The 17,742-nt window shown below is 60.0% G+C and carries 13 protein-coding genes; 8 read left to right on the top strand and 5 right to left on the bottom strand.

Translation table 11 applies throughout. The features are described 5' to 3' along the window. The first annotated feature begins 184 nt into the window (after positions 1-184). From ACZ48V_RS03960 to ACZ48V_RS03945, 4 genes are all read left to right on the top strand, one after another. Positions 185-793, top strand: a complete 609-nt coding sequence (locus ACZ48V_RS03960) for an orotate phosphoribosyltransferase (RefSeq protein ID WP_464541809.1) — start codon at positions 185-187, stop codon at positions 791-793. 12 nt (positions 794-805) lie between these two features. Then, positions 806-1,663: a twin-arginine translocase subunit TatC gene (gene tatC / locus ACZ48V_RS03955; protein ID WP_464541807.1), complete on the top strand. Its 858-nt coding sequence runs from the start codon at positions 806-808 to the stop codon at positions 1,661-1,663. A 172-nt stretch (positions 1,664-1,835) separates the two neighbouring features. Then, positions 1,836-3,476: a S41 family peptidase gene (locus ACZ48V_RS03950; RefSeq protein WP_464541806.1), complete on the top strand. Its 1,641-nt coding sequence runs from the start codon at positions 1,836-1,838 to the stop codon at positions 3,474-3,476. A 68-nt stretch (positions 3,477-3,544) separates the two neighbouring features. Next, positions 3,545-4,156, top strand: a complete 612-nt coding sequence (locus ACZ48V_RS03945; protein ID WP_464541804.1) for a class I SAM-dependent methyltransferase — start codon at positions 3,545-3,547, stop codon at positions 4,154-4,156. Positions 4,157-4,238: 82 nt separating this feature from the next. On the opposite strand, the gene ACZ48V_RS03940 is transcribed toward ACZ48V_RS03945, so the two are convergent. After that, positions 4,239-5,171 carry an aspartate carbamoyltransferase catalytic subunit gene (locus tag ACZ48V_RS03940; protein WP_464541802.1) on the bottom strand — a complete coding sequence of 311 codons (933 nt, stop codon included), beginning with the start codon at positions 5,169-5,171 and terminating at the stop codon, positions 4,239-4,241. A gap of 493 nt (positions 5,172-5,664) precedes the next feature. On the opposite strand from ACZ48V_RS03940, the gene ACZ48V_RS03935 reads away from it, so the two are divergent. The 3 genes from ACZ48V_RS03935 to ACZ48V_RS03925 all read left to right on the top strand — a co-directional run bounded on the left by ACZ48V_RS03935 (position 5,665) and on the right by ACZ48V_RS03925 (position 11,888). After that, positions 5,665-8,709 carry an SLBB domain-containing protein gene (locus ACZ48V_RS03935; protein ID WP_464541800.1) on the top strand — a complete coding sequence of 1,015 codons (3,045 nt, stop codon included), beginning with the start codon at positions 5,665-5,667 and terminating at the stop codon, positions 8,707-8,709. A 97-nt stretch (positions 8,710-8,806) separates the two neighbouring features. Next, positions 8,807-10,048: a Wzz/FepE/Etk N-terminal domain-containing protein gene (locus ACZ48V_RS03930; protein WP_464541798.1), complete on the top strand. Its 1,242-nt coding sequence runs from the start codon at positions 8,807-8,809 to the stop codon at positions 10,046-10,048. Between the two features lie 94 nt (positions 10,049-10,142). Further along, complete coding sequence (locus tag ACZ48V_RS03925; RefSeq protein ID WP_464541797.1) at positions 10,143-11,888, top strand: M28 family peptidase; 1,746 nt, start codon at positions 10,143-10,145, stop codon at positions 11,886-11,888. A gap of 195 nt (positions 11,889-12,083) precedes the next feature. On the opposite strand, the gene ACZ48V_RS03920 is transcribed toward ACZ48V_RS03925, so the two are convergent. Genes ACZ48V_RS03920 through ACZ48V_RS03905 form a run of 4 tightly spaced genes read right to left on the bottom strand, consistent with a single transcriptional unit; the run spans position 12,084 to position 15,818 of the window. Beyond that, positions 12,084-13,043, bottom strand: coding sequence for a vWA domain-containing protein (locus tag ACZ48V_RS03920; protein ID WP_464541795.1), 960 nt, complete (start codon positions 13,041-13,043; stop codon positions 12,084-12,086). Then, a complete protein-coding gene (locus ACZ48V_RS03915; protein WP_464541793.1) occupies positions 13,040-13,804 on the bottom strand; it encodes an SIR2 family NAD-dependent protein deacylase in 765 nt (254 codons plus the stop codon). Before ACZ48V_RS03915 ends, ACZ48V_RS03920 begins: the two co-directional genes overlap by 4 nt. A gap of 55 nt (positions 13,805-13,859) precedes the next feature. After that, complete coding sequence (locus ACZ48V_RS03910; protein WP_464541791.1) at positions 13,860-14,915, bottom strand: hypothetical protein; 1,056 nt, start codon at positions 14,913-14,915, stop codon at positions 13,860-13,862. Positions 14,916-14,936: 21 nt separating this feature from the next. Continuing rightward, positions 14,937-15,818, bottom strand: coding sequence for a DUF58 domain-containing protein (locus ACZ48V_RS03905; protein WP_464541789.1), 882 nt, complete (start codon positions 15,816-15,818; stop codon positions 14,937-14,939). Between the two features lie 488 nt (positions 15,819-16,306). Between ACZ48V_RS03905 and fabF the strand changes: the two genes are divergently transcribed. Beyond that, positions 16,307-17,569, top strand: a complete 1,263-nt coding sequence (gene fabF / locus ACZ48V_RS03900; protein WP_464541787.1) for a beta-ketoacyl-ACP synthase II — start codon at positions 16,307-16,309, stop codon at positions 17,567-17,569. Positions 17,570-17,742 lie beyond the last annotated feature (173 nt).

Here is a 17,742-nt window from a genome sequence, read left to right as displayed (position 1 = left end):
CTGTTTGGCACTGCATGTGCCGAAGAAAATCGTCTCCGACTCGATCCCATGCGATAGCCGTGGTATCCCTCCGCAGCCGGGTGCAAACCCGTATCTGCGGGGGGAACGCACGGGCGCGTCGAGCGGTTGACATCACACGATAGCGTACGCTGCCTGCCCCGCCCTACCTGCCCGTCTGCTTTACATGCCTTCGATGGAACACAACGCGCTCTCTCCAACTGCCTACGATGAGCTGGTGGATCTTGGGCGTCGCCTGTACGACAAAGCGCTTATCCGACGCGAGGACGAGTTGATCACCGACCCGCGCGGACAGCCCATCGGATGGCTGTTGGATACGCGTGTGCCCATGCTCGAAGGCACGCTGTTTCGCGAAGTAGGAACTGTTCTTGCCAAGCGATTGCAGGCAAAAGGCATCCGGCAGGTGGTTGGATATGGCTTTGGGGCTCATCCCCTCGTATGTGCTGTGGTCGGAGCTTCTGGCAACACCGTCTTTCGAGGCGGCCTGATTCGTGATGAACGGAAACCACACGGGCGACGTCGCATCGTTGAAGGCCCCGTAGACCCTTCCGAACCGGTGGTCTTGCTCGATGACATTATCAACAGCGGCCGTAGCGCAGCCGATGCACTGGAGCGCCTGCACGCAGCCAACTACACCGTAGATGGTTTGCTTACGCTCTTCAACTTCACCTGGAGCCGCGGACGTTCTCGCATCGAAAAGGAGGGCCTCTGGGTCGACTCATTGCTCGACCTGAACCTACGCGACAAGGCAACCGGCAGCTCTGATTCGGCTTAACGCTCTGTACTTATGTCTACCCGCCCTTCGCCTTCTTCCTCAACTGAAGCCTCCTCGTCTTTTCAGGGCGACGGAGCCCCCGGTGCTTCCTCCTCGTCCGATGACCAAGAGGTCATGCCGTTCCTTGACCACCTGGAAGAGCTGCGCTGGTCGCTTCTCAAAGGAGGGATTGGGGTTCTTATCACGACAATCCTGACTGCCATCTACAGCCGGTGGATTGTCGATCAGGTACTGATCGGCCCCACGCGGCCTGACTTCTTCATGTACGGCGTACTCGGCTACGATGCACGCGAACTGGAACTGCTGAACCGTACCATCACCGGGCAATTTTTTGCCGACATCGGTACTATTCTCATCGTAGGTATGGTCGCAGGGTCGCCAATCATTGTTTACTACATGTGGAAGTTCATTGAACCGGCGCTCTATCCGGAAGAGCGTCAGGGTATGAAATTTGCGTCTTGGGCTGCTACGTTCTTTTTCTTAACGGGTATTGCCTTCGGCTATCTGATACTGACGCCAATTGCGCTGCAGTTTTTTGCGGGATACGAGATCTCGCCTCAGATTACCAACCAGTTCGACATCATCACATACTTCAGCATGATCTCGTTCTGGGCACTCGGAACGGGACTGCTGTTTGAGCTTCCCGTAGTCGTCTATTTCCTGTCGAAGGTTGGCCTCCTTACTCCCGACCTGATGCGTACATATCGGAAGTACGCGCTTCTGGTGGTGCTCGTACTCGGGGCGTTGCTGACGCCCCCTGACCCGTTCACCCAGATCCTGCTTGCCGTGCCGCTGCTTCTGCTGTATGAGCTCTCGATCCTTGTATCTGTGTATGTAAACAAGCGCCGGAGGCGAGCCGCATCGGTCTAAAGTATGTGAGCGGTCGATACTCTGTAAAGGGGTAAAGGGGGCCACACGCAATGCAGAAGCGCGTTGTCCATGCCCTTTTTGCCCTCTACCTACCTGTTGCGTGCAGGGCTCAGGCTTCTTCGGTTGCCGAAGCCTGAGCCCCGTATCCCTATTCTGGTTCTCTTTCTTCCGTATGTTGAACACTCCTACCCGACTCCGACATGCCGCGATCGGATGGACGATCGCTGCCCTAATTGGGCTGGTCGTTGGGTTCAGCATGGCACGCTCCGAGACCGATGCCGAAGTCCGCAAAAGCATTCAGATCTGGTCGGCTGCCTTTGAGGAGGTCGTGAACACCTACGTCGACTCTGTATCGCCAAGCGACCTCATGGAAACAGGCATGCAGGCAATGCTGAGCGATCTGGATCCGTACACCACATACATCAGCCCGGACGATCGCGCTACTGTAGACGTGCTCACACGCGGTCGCTATATCGGCATCGGCATTCAGGTTGACCGCCGAGGCCAGTATGTGGCGGTTACCTCTGTGGTAGAGGGGAGCAGCGCCGACCATCGTGCAATTTCCATTGGCGATATCATTACACATATTGATGGCGAAGAGATTGCTTCATGGTCGTTAAACCAGGTACGGGCAGCGCTGCGTGGGACACAAGGATCAACAGTTGAGCTTTCGCTCTTGCGACTGGGCGAAACCCCTGCAACGCTCACCCTGCGCCGTGAACCGGTCGAACTGGCCACGGTGCCCTACTCCGGATTCATCGGCGGGTCGCGGCATGGAATGGGATACGTGCGCGTGGAGCGATTCACTCATCAGGCCGGACTCGAAGTGAAGCAAGCCATCGGCGACTTGCAGCGCCGCGCCTCCCTTAACGGGCTTGTGCTCGACCTCCGCGATAACCCGGGCGGCCTCCTCAACGCTGCCGTTGACGTGAGCTCTCTTTTCCTGGATCGCGGACGGGTCGTCGTATCAACCAAAGGACGCGACGGCCTTGATCGCTCGTATCGCAATACCAACCGGCCCCTCTATGGAGATGTCCCGCTGGTGCTACTCGTCAATGGACGAAGCGCATCGGCCACCGAAATTGTAGCGGGCGCCATCCAGGATCATGACCGCGGTATCGTACTCGGGCAAACAACATTTGGAAAGGGGCTTGTACAGGTTATCCGCTCCCTTCCTCACGGCGGATCGCTGAAGATGACGACCGCACGCTACTACACGCCAAGCGGACGCAGCATTCAGTCGGCACCGGATGTAGCAGATGCACGCCCTCCTGCCTCTCGTCAGATCTTTGAAACCACAACCGGACGCCCCGTGCAAGAAAGCCAGGGCATCCGGCCCGACGTTCCAATCGACGACACGTTTTCCAGCCCGCTGGAGCGTGCGCTCCTCCAGGAAGGGGCCTTCTTTCGCTTCGCCAGCCACGTTGCACGCACGTACGAGCGTCCGCCACGCAACGGGTGGGAGCGCGACTCTCTCATAGCCTCATTTCGCGATTGGATTGAGGCCGAAGGCATATCATATCAGACGCAGACGCAAGATGCTGCAAGTCGCATCGACTCGCTCGTAACGACCGACCACCCCGACGCTTCGGATGCGCTGAGCAATCTGCAAAGCACCCTCCAACGCTCCGTCGACCGGCAGTTCGAGGCGCATTCCGATATCCTGATGGCCCGTCTTCTTTCTGAGATCCGGACCCGCTATCTCACGGAACGGGGCTATTACGCCTCATCGCTGGCAGAGGACGAAATGGTGCGCGAGGCTGTAAGCCTTCTAAATGACGAGCGTCGCTATGTCACCGTGCTCAATCCGTAGCGTCCCTGTAGCGTCCCTGTAGCATCCCCCACAAGCTGCGCGCCGTACTCCCTGCGCCCCCTTTTCTTATGTCGCTCTCTTCATATCTCTTTGCGCGCGGTTTGCACTCAATTGATACCGCGCAGCACCGCGTGTACGCCGATCGCAAAACGCGCCTGCTGGGCGGCCTGCATGGCACCGTCGTTGAAATAGGCCCAGGCACCGGGCTCAACCTGGCATACCTGAACCGCGACATAACCTACATCGGACTGGAGCCCAATCCGCACCTGCATACGGCGATCCGCACTCAGATGCGCACCCAGGGGATCTCTGGGCACGTATTGGAGCGTCCGGTGGAGGCCAACGCGCTGCCCCCTCGCAGTGCCGATGTCGTGATTAGTACACTCGTACTGTGCTCGGTGCCCGACGTGCACGCTGCGCTCGCATCCATTCGGCGCCTCCTACGTCCGGGCGGACAGTTCGTATTTATTGAGCATATCGCTGACACCCCCGGCAGCTGCCACCATGCAATGCAGGAAGGGATTACGCCGTTCTGGAAACGATGCTTTGATGGCTGCCATCCAAACCGGCGTACCGACCATGCTATCTCACAGGCCGGGTTCAAACGTGTGGCGAAGGATTACTTTACCGTTGGCGTTCCGATCGTCCGCCCGCACTGCGCGGGGTATGCTGTTGGATAGGATTCCGCTGAGGATATTCGCCAGGCTCTCCCGTCGGAAGGCTTTCTTCTCTGCCAGCTCTGCTTGCCTACGCAGACCCTCCTTACGCAGCATCCTCAATCAGCAGGGCGAGCACGCTCATCCGAACAGGCACTCCATTGGCCACCTGATCCAGGATCATTGTCCGCTCGTGGTCAACGACCGCCGCTTCAAGCTCTATCCCCCGATTCACCGGACCCGGGTGCATAATGCGCAGATCCGGGTGCGCATGCAGGTGTGCAGTGGTGATCCCGAATTGCGCATGATACTCCTGCAGACTCGGAAAAAGCCCGGCTCGCTGACGCTCCAGTTGTAGCCGTAGCGTCATAGCCACATCGCAGGCTTCAAGGGCTGCTTCAAGGCGGTGTGTAACGTGCACGCCCATCTCTGCTAGCCCAGCCGGAAGCAGGGTAGGCGGGCCGCATACTGTAACCTCAGCGCCCAGCGTACGGAGCAGGCGAATATTTGAGCGCGCCACGCGACTGTGCGTGATGTCGCCAATGATCGCAACGTGGAGCCCGCTCACGTCAGCATAATGGTCGGCGAGCGTGCACGCGTCCAGAAGGGCCTGCGTGGGATGCGCACGGGCTCCGTCGCCCGCGTTTACCACCACGCCGCCGGTGTGCCGTGCTACAAAGTGAGCCGCGCCGGCTGATGCATGGCGGATCACAAACACGTCGGCCTCCAGCGCCTCTATCGTCTGTGCTGTATCTTTCAGCGACTCCCCCTTTACCACCGACGACCCCGAAGTCCCCACGCTTATCGTGCGTGCAGCGAGCCGCTGTGCCGCCTGCTGAAACGACGTCTTGGTTCGCGTTGAGGGCTCAAAGAAAAGCGTCGCTACCGTCGTATCTGGATATGCCGGGATGGCGCCGCCTTTGCGGTAGTCCTGTGCTGTTGCGATGATAAGTCGCAGCTCCGCGTCCGTATAGCCTGATACGTCCAGCAGATGCCGATGCGCGAGCGACGTTGATTCAGCAGACAACGGGGTAGACATATGTAGAAGTAGGCTGGCGTTGAATAGGGATAGGCGAAGGGCGCCGCTTTATGTGCCGGCATTGCGCTATATGCTGAACCTGGTTTTCAACATTGTAGGCAGCACCTGGCAATTTTTCCAGTTTCTCTCTCGTTTCTTACAGAGGTGCTGTTCGTAAGCAACTTCTTCTGCAAACCGCAACACAGCATGTGCTCAGCGTGCTATGCGCGCGAAAAATGTGCTAACTTGTGCAGCTGTTTTCCGGTATAGTTCGCGTTTCATGGTGATGAGTTGTATTTCTGATATAGGATTACCTACCCTCTTTGATGTTTTCAGTAGACGCCTCTCTACGTTACGTACGGCCAATCTCCGTGCCCCCTGGCATACTCTTCGCTCTGCTACTCTCACGAGCTAATGCACCGTACCTCCGAGCACGTCTCCCCATTTCGTAGAGAAGCCGTCTTCGTTATATGAGCGGGTGCCTCATCCTCCTATTTGGTTCAACTTAGCCACCATGACACGTACTTCCTTCTTCCTGGCTCTTGCGCTGCTGCTCATCATGGCAGCTGTGCCCGAAATGTCGACCGCACAAGACGTACCTCCTGAGGTCCAACGCGAACTTGACCAGCGTGGTATGTCGGAAGCCGATGCACGGCGCCAGGCTCGTGAACTGGGCATCGACCTCTCGAATCCCGACCAGGCCACACGTCGCGCGCGCGAACTGGGGATTCCCGAGTCGCGCATCAATGCGCTCCTACAAGCCGTCGACGATGACCGGCGTGGCGAACGCCGTACCGATCGCGAGGCCATGACCACGCCCCCCTACCCCGTGCTCAACGGGCGCGTACAGGTCGACCCCGAACGCATTTTTGTAGGCGACCTACCCGCCGACGTAGCTATCGAGATTCCCTTGCGTAGCGAGCAGCCGATTCGCGAGGTCGATCCGTTCTTTATCACGGCAAACGGAGATACCGCCCGTGTAGAAGACGTCCGGCGCATCTCCGGATCGGTACTGGAGGGCCGCTGGGAAGGGGCGCTTACCGTCCCCGAAGACAGTGCAGCAGGTACCTGGTCGTTCTTCACACGCGCGGCCACCGAGGATACCACCGTGGTAATCTCGACCGGGCGCCGCCTTCAGCTCACCGACGAGCCCATCGAAGATGAACCCGATGTCGAAGACCCCGACCCGGAACCGCTTGAACACTTCGGATACGACCTGTTTGACTCTATCCCCGAAGCGTTTCAGCCCCAGGCTGTAGGTCCCGTTGACGACAGCTACATCGTAAGCCCCAACGACGAGCTTCGTCTGACAGTGTGGGGCGCTGCCGACTTCCAGTACGACCTCACGGTAGACCGAGAGGGACGTGTTAATATTCCGGAGGTCGGTCAGATCACCGTTGCTGGTAAACGCCTCTCCGAACTTCGCGAAGACATGAAGCAACAGCTCTCGCGAAGCTATGCCCAGTTGACGACCGATCCGCCAAGTGCGTACATGGACCTTACTGTGACGCGCTTGCGCCCTGTACAGGTCTTTGTGCTCGGCGAGGTACCCCAGCCCGGCGGGTACACCATGAGCAGCTTCTCCACTGCGTTCAACGCGCTCTACAGCGTTGGCGGCCCGCTTACCCGGGGAAGCCTGCGTAACGTGCAGGTGATTCGAAATGGAGAGGTCATCTCGACAGTCGACTTCTACCAGTATCTGCTGCGCGGTTTTGCCGATGACCCCGTTCGCCTCCAGAATAACGATATCGTATTTGTGCCCCCGCGCGGAATCACCGTTTCGCTGGAGGGCGCTGTGAAACGCCCCGCCATCTATGAGCTCCGTGAAGATGAGGAGCTCGCTGACCTGATTGAGTACGCGGGCGGACTCGAAGCTGAGGCGTACACCGATCGCTTCACAATCAACCGTATTCTGCCTTTTGAGGACCGCGACGACCCTTCCGTAGCACGCGAAGTGCTTACAATGAACCTTAATGAGGCACGCTCAGGAAACGTGCAGGTGCGCATGAACGATGGCGACTTTGTGCGCGTGCGCTCCATCCGCGACATTGATGACCGCGCCATTGCGACGCGTGTTAACAGGGTCGAGGTCACCGGAGCCGTATTCCAACCCGGCGAGTACCAGTTGGGAGATGGAATCCGCACGGTCAGCGACCTGATTGAGGCAGCCGACGGGCTCACCGGCGATGCCTTTATGCCCCGCGCCGAGCTCTCGCGAGTCGATGACGACCTGGAATCGGTTGTACGCAGCCTTAACCTTGACGCTGTGCAGGCCGATGATCCTACCCAGAATGTCGTGCTCCGCGCTGGCGACAGCCTGCACGTTGCGCTGCGCGATTCCGTACGTGAAGAGCGCACCGTTCGCATCTCGGGCCAGGTGCGCAGCCCCGACGTATACCGCTTTCAGCGCGACATGACCGTCCGCGACCTGCTTTCTCGGGGCGGAGGGCTGTTCGACGAGGAGTACCGCAAGCAAGTGTTTATGGGACGTGCCGATCTCTTCCGGGAATCGCCCGACGGCAGCCGCACCGAGGTCATTCCTTTTCATCTGGGCGACGCCATTCGGGGCAATGGGGATGCGAATATGGCTCTGCAACCCGGTGATGAGATTCGCATCTACCAGGCCACGGTCGAGCGCTTGGAAGAACGGTTCGTGGAGGTGCGCGGCCGCGTGAAAGATGGAGGACGGCTGGTCTACCGCGACAACATGACGCTCGAAGATGCCCTGCTGCAGGCAGGTGGCTTTGATGAAGGCGCCTCGCTCAGACAGGTCGAAGTAACGCGGCTTCGTCCCGACCAGGATGGCACGGCCCGCGCCACGCCCATTACGATTCCACTGGGCGGCACCCTCTACACCGATCCGGTTAGCTTTGCCGCGGATGACTCGCTACGCGTGCTTCAGGCTGCGCGCCAGTTTGACCTTCAACACCGCGATCGTGTTTTCGTACGCCAAGATCCGGCGTTCCGCCCCCAGGAGTCTATCACTGTGGAAGGCGAGGTTCGTTTTCCAGGTGAGTACACGATCCTTGAAGACAATGAGCGCCTGAGCGATATCCTGGAGCGTGCTGGCGGCATTGCTCCCACGGGCTATGCCCAGGGCGGACGCCTGATACGCGACGAAGAGCAGGTGATCAGCGACATCCGGCGCGCCCTCGAAGGCCGAAGCGCCAGCGACGTTATCGTACAGCCGGGCGATCGCATCGTTATTCCTACACGCCCGAATACGGTTGCCGTGCGCGGTAACGTAGCGAATGAGGGGCTCATCAAGCACGAACCCGGTAAGCGCGTAGAGTATTACCTCGACCGTGCCGGGGGCGTCCGCGAAAACACCGAATCGATTCTGCTTACACAGGCATCGGGGGCTACCTTCCTCGTACGCACAGGTTGGTTTCGGCGCACGCCACGCGTTCAAGATGGCGCGACCATTCGGGTGACAGAGGAGCCTGAAAGAGAGCGTGAGGAAGAACGCTTTGACCTTGCCGGTACGCTCACCGAAGTTACAGGCATCCTGTCAAGCGCGCTCACGATTATCGTGCTCGCAGGGCGCGCGTTTGACTGACGTTTGGCTGATTCGACCACGGTGAAACGGGCCTGGCCCTCCCTGGCCGGCACGTTCGACGTTTCTCTGCGCAGCATTCCTTCTACGGTTCTCGTTTATGCCCGACCAGCCTTCTAATTCGACATCGCACGAGCGCTCAGCCCATCCGGAGCGCCCATATGCCGAGGAGGAGATCTCGCTCCTCGATATACTGGTCGTTCTGGCACGTAGCCGCCGATTTATCATCGGGTGCGTCATTGCGTTTGCGCTCTTCGGCGTGGTGTATGCCCTCGCAGCTTCCGAAGAATACACCTCCACCGCCGAGGTCGTCCGCGAGGTTGACGGCGCCGCATCAGGAGGCGTGCCCGGAGGACTCTCCGCACTGCGCGGGCTGGGTATCAGCGTTGGGGGCGGCGCAAGTGGCCTTACCCCCGAGGCCTACCCGCGTATTCTCACCAGCCGTGAGGTTCGGCTGGCGGTAGCCCGCGACACGTTCTACTTTGCCGACATCGATGCCGAAATAACCTATGTCGCGTATTTTGAGCAAGAAGAAGATGGAGGAATTGGCGATGCTATAAAGCGTTACACGATTGGCCTGCCCGCCCAGATCATGCGTGCGTTCCGTTCTGAACCCTCAGGGCGGCCGGTAGAGGTAGACCCTGAAAGCGGCCGCACGATCTACCCGAGCGAAGCCGAGGAAGAGGCCATGAAAGCCGTTGGCGATATGGTTTCGTCTTCTGTCGATGTGGAGAGCGGGGTCATGACACTTTCGGTAACGGATGGCGACCCGGTGCGTGCCGCGGAGATCGCCGAGAGCTTTCTGACGCACCTTTCTGATCGCGTGCGTGCTATTCGGACCGAGAAATCGCGGCGTAACCTCGAGTTTATCGAAGACCGATTTGCCAGCGCCCGCGAAGACCTCCAGGAAGCCGAGGAACGCCTCGCAGCGTTTAACGACCGGAACCGCGAGATCCGTTCGGCGCGCCTACGTACCGAGCAAGATCGTCTGCAACGGCAAGTCCGGTTCGCATCCGACCTTTATAGTGAGCTGCAAGCCCAGCTTACACAGGCCGAGATTGAGCTGCAGCGCAGCGAGCCTGTTCTCACTGTTATCGAAGCCCCCGCCCCTCCCACACAGCGCAGCGCGCCACGGCGCACACTCATCGTGCTGCTCAGCCTTATTTTAGGCGGCATGGTCGGCGTAGGTGGGGCCTTCGTCAGAACGTTTCTTGGCGAGCAGGAAGACGAGGAAGAGCGCGAGAAGCTCGAAGAGATCAAGCAAGCGTTCCGCAATCCCCTCGGCGGCAACGGACGTCGCTCAGCCTCCTCCGCATCAGAGTCTGCTTCCTCTCGGCCATAAAGCTTTCGCCGCGTCTGTGACCCGTCCGCACGCTGCGCTCTCCCTCTTAGAGCCTCTCTCTACTTACATACTGCTTCCAAACTCTCGTTGCGCTATGATGCACACCTCCAACCTTCGATCGTTTGTCCTTGTCTTTCTTATTGGGTGCGGGGCGCTGAGCCTTGTTGTACCCCCCACCGCTGAAGCACAGTCAACGCCGACATTGGATGAGGAGCCTGAGCGCGTACAGGCCTATCAGGCGCTTATCGACCCCGAGCAGCTGGCTGCACAGCTCTACTTTTTTGCGTCCGATCGCTTTATGGGACGCGAAACGGGTATGCCCGGTCAGCGACTCGCTGCTGAATACCTCGCCGCACAGTACCGCCAGATGGGGCTCGCCCCCAAAGGTACACAGGAAACCGATGACCCACGCGCGCTCGAACGCTACTTCCAGCCGTTCCCTCTGTACGGCACGCGTACTACGCAGGCGACCCTCACAGCAGCCCGTAACGATGCTACGATTGCAACGGGCACCTACAACACAGAGCACCCGGTGGACAGCAATACTTTTCTTGCATTTGGCAACGTCCCCAACCGAGAGGGCGGACTGGTCTTCGGTGGGCACGGCATTGCACACCACAGCTATGACGACTACGCGGCTCTTGACGGAGCCGGCCTCGACGTGACGGGCAACTGGCTTCTCATGCTGCGTAGCGACCCGGTCGACGAAGCAGGCACGCACCTCCTCACCGGCTCCAGCGAACCCTCGGAGTGGACCGACAGCATCGGCCAGAAGCTACAGCGCGCTTTCAGTGCCGGTACGCCCGCAGGCGTGCTCATTGTTGCTGATATTGGTCCTATGGCGATCGATGTCTCTGAACGGGCGCGCATCCTGGCCGAGTTTAACGGTCCAGGGAGCATGTCGCTCACCGACGACCGGGGCTCCCAACAGATTCCACCGGTGTACATGATCTCAACTGATTTCGCTAACCAGCTGATGGCGGACGCCGACCGCAGCGTGGCGTCGGTGCAGCGCGAGATTTCCGAAACGGAAGCACCCGTTGTGTTCGACGTACCTGACGTAACGCTTACCAGTGGACTCGATCAGGAGCCCTACACGAAGACGTCAGAGAATGTGCTTGCGTACATTGAGGGTACAGATCCGAACCTGCGCGATGAAGTCATCGTCATCACGTCGCACTACGACCACATCGGACTGGAGCCGACAAGTCCGCAAGGCAACTACATCAACAACGGGGCCGACGACAACGGATCCGGTACGGTAGCCACCCTGGCGCTGGCTCAGGCGTTCAAGCAAGCTAAGTCCGATGGATATGGACCGCGCCGTTCGATCCTGTTTCTGAACGTAACCGCCGAGGAGAAGGGCCTGCTGGGATCGGCCTACTACGCAGATGAGGAGCCGGTCTTTCCGCTGGAACAGACCGTTGCAAATCTGAACCTGGATATGATCGGACGTGTGGATCCGTCGTATCCCGAGCTGCCCGATAGCAACTACGTCTACATCATCGGTGGCGATCTGATCTCGGATGATCTGGACGCGATCAACCGCCGCGCGAACGAGCGTACGGGAATCAACTACACGCTGCACGAACGCTACAACGATCCGAACGACCCCCAGGCGCTCTACCGCCGCTCCGATCAGTGGAACTTTGGGAAGCACAACATCCCGTTTATCTTCTATTTCTCGGGACTGCACGACGACTATCACGATGTGGGCGACGAAGCCCACAAGGTTGACTATCAGCGGCTCGCTGAGCGTACGCGCCTGGTCTTTGCCACCACCTGGCAGCTCGCTAACCAGGACGCCCGCCCCGCAGTATCAGGTGAAGGCTTTAACTGATACCAAATTCGGCTGCAGCATGGCGGCATCCCAGCGTGGCAGTATCGCCTCTTTATGAGGCCCCGGACTTCAGGGGGGGCGCATGAAGAGATGCGAGGAGGAGCGTTGTACTCGTTTGGACGTGCCTACCTCACACGTCCATCTTTCTCCTCCAACAAACCCTTCAACGCGCCCTCAAAGCATGCGGCGTTGGCATCATGGGAAGCGACGGACCACTGTAGTACGCAGCAGAGCGTGTACCAGCACAAGAAGCAGTGCTGGAATAGCAAACCGAGCAAACCGCTCACTCACGTCGGTGTACGTATGTGTCTCGATCTCGCCTTGCTCCAATGCGCTGATGTCATCGTAGATAGACTGAAGCGCCGCCGCATCGGAGGCTCGAAAGTACCGTCCGCCCGTGGCCTCGGCCATCGTTGTTAGCACGTCCTCGTCAACCTCATCGTTTCCTTCCTCTTCCAGCTCAAACGGTGCATCCCCAAATGCCCCTACGCCAATTGTGTAGACCCGTACGTTCATGACACGAGCAATTTCGGCGGCGGTGAGCGGATCGATCTCGCCCCGGTTATTCTGCCCATCGGTCAGTAAGATAACCACCTGACTCGGCGACGCCCCGCTACGCAGACGACTGGTTGAGGCTGTGAGCGCCGACCCAATCGCTGTGCCGGGCTCAAACTGCCCGAGACGCAGCTGCTCAATCGCATCCACCAGAAAGTCTTGGTCGGTGGTAAGGGGCGCCTGCGTAAATGCGCGCCCTGCAAACACGACCAGTCCGATGCGGTCGTTAGGGCGCTCCTCCACAAAATCGATTGCCACCGAGCGCGCAGCCTCGAACCGGCTGGGAGGAAAGTCGGTCGCACGCATTGAAGTGGAAACGTCGAGGGCAAGCACAATATCGATGCCCTCCGTCGTTTCGACCTGCACCACGTCGTGCTGCTGCGGGCGGGCCAGCGCTACAATGAGCAGCCCCATAGCGCTCAGGCGGAGCACCGGCAGGGCACGGCGCATCCACACGCGCCACGACACACGAAGGGGCACATCGGCCACGCGCGGAAAGCCCACCCCTTCGGCATGGTAACGCGCACGCCACCACATCCATCCTCCCAGCAGGGGCACCGCCGTGAGCATCCACAAGACGCCAGGATACGCAAAGGTCATGATGCCGATTGGGCTTGCATGCGTTCGGCAACGGCCTCCATGAGCCGAGGAAGCGCCTCACCAGCCGGCGCTTGCAGATGCTCGTGTGCCTTGCCCGAAACGGCACTGGTATCCGGGTTCACATCGGCCACGTAGGCACCATGGTCAAGCGCGATGACCGGAAGGTCGGCGGCCGGAAAAACGACGGCACTGGTGCCAACCGCCAGAAACACGTCGGCGGCCCGGGCCCAGTCCTGCGCCGCTTCGATAGCATCACGCGGTAGCATCTCCCCAAACCAGACAACATCCGGGCGGATGAGCCCGCCACATTCGTCACAGCGAACCGGCTCATCGGCATCAGCCACGTCCGCATCGATCTTATGCGACGCGCTGCACTCAATGCAGTAGCTACGAATGATGTTGCCGTGCAGCTCAATGACTCGCTTGGTGCCGGCCTCCTGGTGCAGGTTGTCTACGTTCTGCGTGATGCATGCAAACTCCGGCACGAGCGCTTCAAGACGAGCCAGGGCCCGGTGTCCGGCATTGGGCTCAGCCTCTTCAATGGCTTCTTGGCGGTAGCGGTACCATCCCTGCACCAACGTGGGATTGTCCAGAAACGCCTCGACGTTGGCCAGCTCTTGCGGACTGAACTGCTCCCACAGTCCATCGGGGTCACGAAACGTAGCGATGCCGCTTTCGGCGCTTGCGCCTGCACCCGTCAGCACCGCTACGGTGCTCGCCTGTGCCAGCGCGTCGACGAGCGCGTCGGAAAAAAGACTCATGGTACTGCTGTGTTGGTTGGCGTAGTTTCGTTTGGTATAATGTCGTTTGGCGTATTCAGGGGGATGCGAACGACTCGGCTTCGGGTGGACCGTTCTCGCCAGCCTCGGCCGTGTTTGTCTCGTCTGCGACCGCAGTTTCGTCGAGCGACTGTTCGATCTCTTCAAGCGCTTGTTTTGTTTCGCGCAGGGCCGTTCGGTTAGCGGCTGCATCGGGGCGTGTATCGGCGAACTTGGCCAGGTCGGCCAGCTCCAACACCGCCTGAATGCGCCCGGCAGCCTGTTGAGGGACGCGGGGGTGCTGCTTCAGCGCACGCACCACTTCCGCCGAGGTGCGCTCATGCGCTGGCATGTGCAGCCGGTTGCGCAGGTACGTGCGCACCGCATCCGTCAGGTCGATGTAGAACGCTTTAGAGGGTTCGCCGTCGGCAGGCGCCGCAAGTGCATCGAGCGCGGCCTGCGCATGGCTGTATGGCGTTGTATGGGCGTCAGCGTCTGTGGATGCGCCGGAGGGCACCCACCTGTCGCGGCGTTTGTATCCCCACAGCCCCAGTGCCAGCAGCAGCGCCACAAGAGCGCTGGCAGCTGCCCACATGCGCCAGCCATACGGGAAGTCAACCGGCGGCATCAGCGGCTGCATGGCCGTTGTCGTGTCGGAGGGCAGCACGCTGGGCACCGGCACCGCGAACGCACGCGAGCCGGCTATCGTGGTGTCCTCCCCCGTAACGACCCATGCCGGCAGCGGCGGCACCCGGGCCTCGTCGAGCACGAATGTGGTAACGGCATACCCCACGCTGTCGACCCGCCCGCCCGGACGCGCCGTTCCCGCGTAGCGGTGTCCGGACGCGGCCTGCCCGAGCACTTCCAGATCTCCAAACAGCGTAGGCCCGGCATCGGGCGGTGGAAACGATACCTGCGACTGAAACGAGTGCTCGACCACCATCCACAGCGTAGCGCGCTCTCCAACGCGAAGGCTGTCCGCATCCAGATAGGCCTCTACCTGAACCGGCTGTGCCCAAACCGCCGCCGGCATGCCTACGAGCAGGGCACCAAGCAAGACAGCGGAAAACAGCAGTCCGGTGCGCAAACAGATTCGCAAGCAGAAACGAAGCATACAGTGATAGAATTCGTGGACTCAGTCGTTGGCGGCCCGGCGGCGGAAAAACTGGATGAGTGTCTCGGCCACGTCGCCCGTGGTAGGTAGCGAGAGGTAGTCGGCCTGTGCGCTGCGGAGCGTCTGTGCAACCTGTGTTTGCCGGATCGCAGCTTTTTCCTCGAAGGCCTGCCGGGTTGCAGGATCGCTTGCGTCTACCGTACGCGTAGCGCCTGTTTCTGGATCGGTAAGCGTGACCAGCCCGTGTGGCGGCAGCGTCTGCTCGCCGGGATCATAGATGTGCGCCCCAATCAAGTCATGCCGCCGGGCCGCTGCACGCAGCATAGAGGCATACCCGTCGTCGATGAAGTCGCTGATGAGCAAAACCGTTGCCCGGCGGTTGAGTCCGTTTAGCAGGTAGCGCAGGGCAACGCACAGGTCGGTGCCACGCGAGCGCGGCTCATAGCTTAGCAGCGCGCGCAGGCTGTGCAAAACGTGGCGCCGCGTATTGCGTGGCGGGCGCAGCATCTCGATCTCGTCGCTGAACAGCAGCAGCCCCACAGCATCTTGGTGATGCAGCGCGCTGAACGCCAAGAGCGCCGCAGTCTCAGCGGCTACGCTGCGCTTGGTGCCCTGCGCAGTGCCAAAAGCATGCGAGGCCGACACGTCGACGGCCAGCATCACCGTTTGCTCGCGCTCCTCCTCGAACACCTTCACGTACGTCTCCCCCGTTCGTGCCGACACGTTCCAATCGATCGCCCGCACGTCGTCGCCCCGCTGGTACGGACGCACCTCAGCGAACTCAAGCCCTCGGCCCTTAAACGCCGATCGGTAAGCTCCCCCAAAAAGCGCCTCCACCTTGTCGCGCGACCGAATCTCAAGGCGCTGTACCGCCTGCATCAGCGCGTCGTCAACACCATTCATAATACAGCATTTGGTAGTGGATAGACGCTAAACAACAAGGCGGTTGGCCACCACGGCCCTGTCTTTTCGAATTCCCTCTCTCTTATCCCGCTTCGCTCCATCAGTCGCCCTACGGGCTCGTGTCGGGTTTCTTCCCCTTTTCCAAGGGGGAGATGTCGGCAGACAAAGGGGGTTTGAGCGGATTGCGATGATGTAAACCACATGTCACTCACTTAATATTGAACCGCTACCCAGCATTTTACTGAGGCACAGTTGAGTCACGTACTACATCGGTTGAATCCGGCACAACAGGCGCTGTTCTGCAGAAGACGTCAACGTACAGTGGCTCTGCGGCCCGAATTGGCGTGGCGGATGCGGCGCCCTCTGCTCTTTTCGTAGGATGTGCACGGATCAGAACTAACCTGCCTTGCGCCTGATTGGCACAGTGGCTACACTACACGATGGCAGCGCCTGCTGTTTACTGGATTGCTCATGAACTCCCTGCATTAATGGCTACCACTCCCGCTACAGATGCGATCGTTGTTACCGGGCTGGGTGCAATTACACCCATCGGAAATTCGGTGGATGCGTTCTGGTCGAACCTTCTTGCTGGAACGAGCGGCGCCGGACGCATCACCAAGTTCGATCCCTCCGACTTCCGTACCAAGATTGCGTGCGAGGTCGATGACTTCGATCCGGCCGCTTACGGAATCGATCCCAAATCCGCACGGCGCCAGGACGTGTTTAGCCAGTTCGCGCTGGCAGTAGCACACCAGGCGCTTCACGATGCCGGACTTGTGACAAAGGAGCTGGCCGAGGCAGAGCGGAATCGCTTTGGCGTTGTGTTTGGCACAGGAATCGGCGGAGGCACCATGTTCATGAACCAGGCCGAGGTCAACTACGAGCGCGGTCCGCGCCGCATCTCGCCCTTCTTTGTGCCCATGATGATCAGCAACATGGCAGCCGGACTCATCGCGATGGAGCATGGGCTGGGCGGGCCCAATCACTGCACGGTGTCGGCATGTGCCAGCGGCAACGATGCCATTGCCGACGGCCTCATGCTCATGCAGCAGGGCCAGGCCGATCGCATGCTCGTAGGCGGCACCGAGGCGTCGCTCAACGAACTGTGCCTGGGCGGATTTGGCGCGATGCGGGCCCTATCTACCCGTAACGAGGATCCCCAGACCGCAAGCCGCCCGTTCGACAAAGACCGCGACGGATTCGTGGCTGGCGAGGGCGCCGGGGCGCTTGTGCTGGAGCGCCGCGACGCTGCCGAAGCACGAGGGGCTCGCATCTACGCTGAGCTTTGTGGCTTCGGGAAGTCGAACGATGCCCATCACTTCGCTGCTCCCGATCCCGAAGGCAACGGCGCAATGCGCGCCATGGAGCAGGCCTTGCAATCCTCCAACCTGGACCTGGAGTCAGTCGATCATATCAACATGCACGCCACGTCTACACCGGCGGGCGACCCGGTCGAGTCGAACGCGATCAAGAAGCTCTTCGGCGATCATGCATACGACATTAGCTGCTCAGCTACCAAGAGCATGACCGGTCATCTGCTTGGCGCAGCAGGGGCCATCGAAGCGGTCGCCACCGTGCTCGCTGTCGTTGATGACCAGGTGCCTCCCACCATCAACACGCAGAACCTCGACGAAGGCTGCGACCTTGACTACACGCTCCACGAGTCTGCTTCACGGCCGGTGAATGTAGCGCTGGCCAATGCCTTTGGGTTTGGAGGCCACAACACCACCCTGGCATTCCGCAAAGCGTAATCTTCTATCATCCCACGCAGCGTTCAGCAGCACGCACCTCTTCCCGTACAAAGGGGCCAACGAGGCGCTGCACCAAACACGCTGCCCCCGTTCGCAAACACGTGAGCGGGGGCAGTCTCCTAGCATATAGCTTTACGCAGCCGTCTCATAAGGGGCAGCCTACGAGGACCAAC

It is taken from the genome of Longimonas haloalkaliphila (assembly GCF_055379825.1).
Note: the sequence above shows the minus strand (reverse complement) of the source record. Positions and strands in the feature narration are given on the sequence as shown.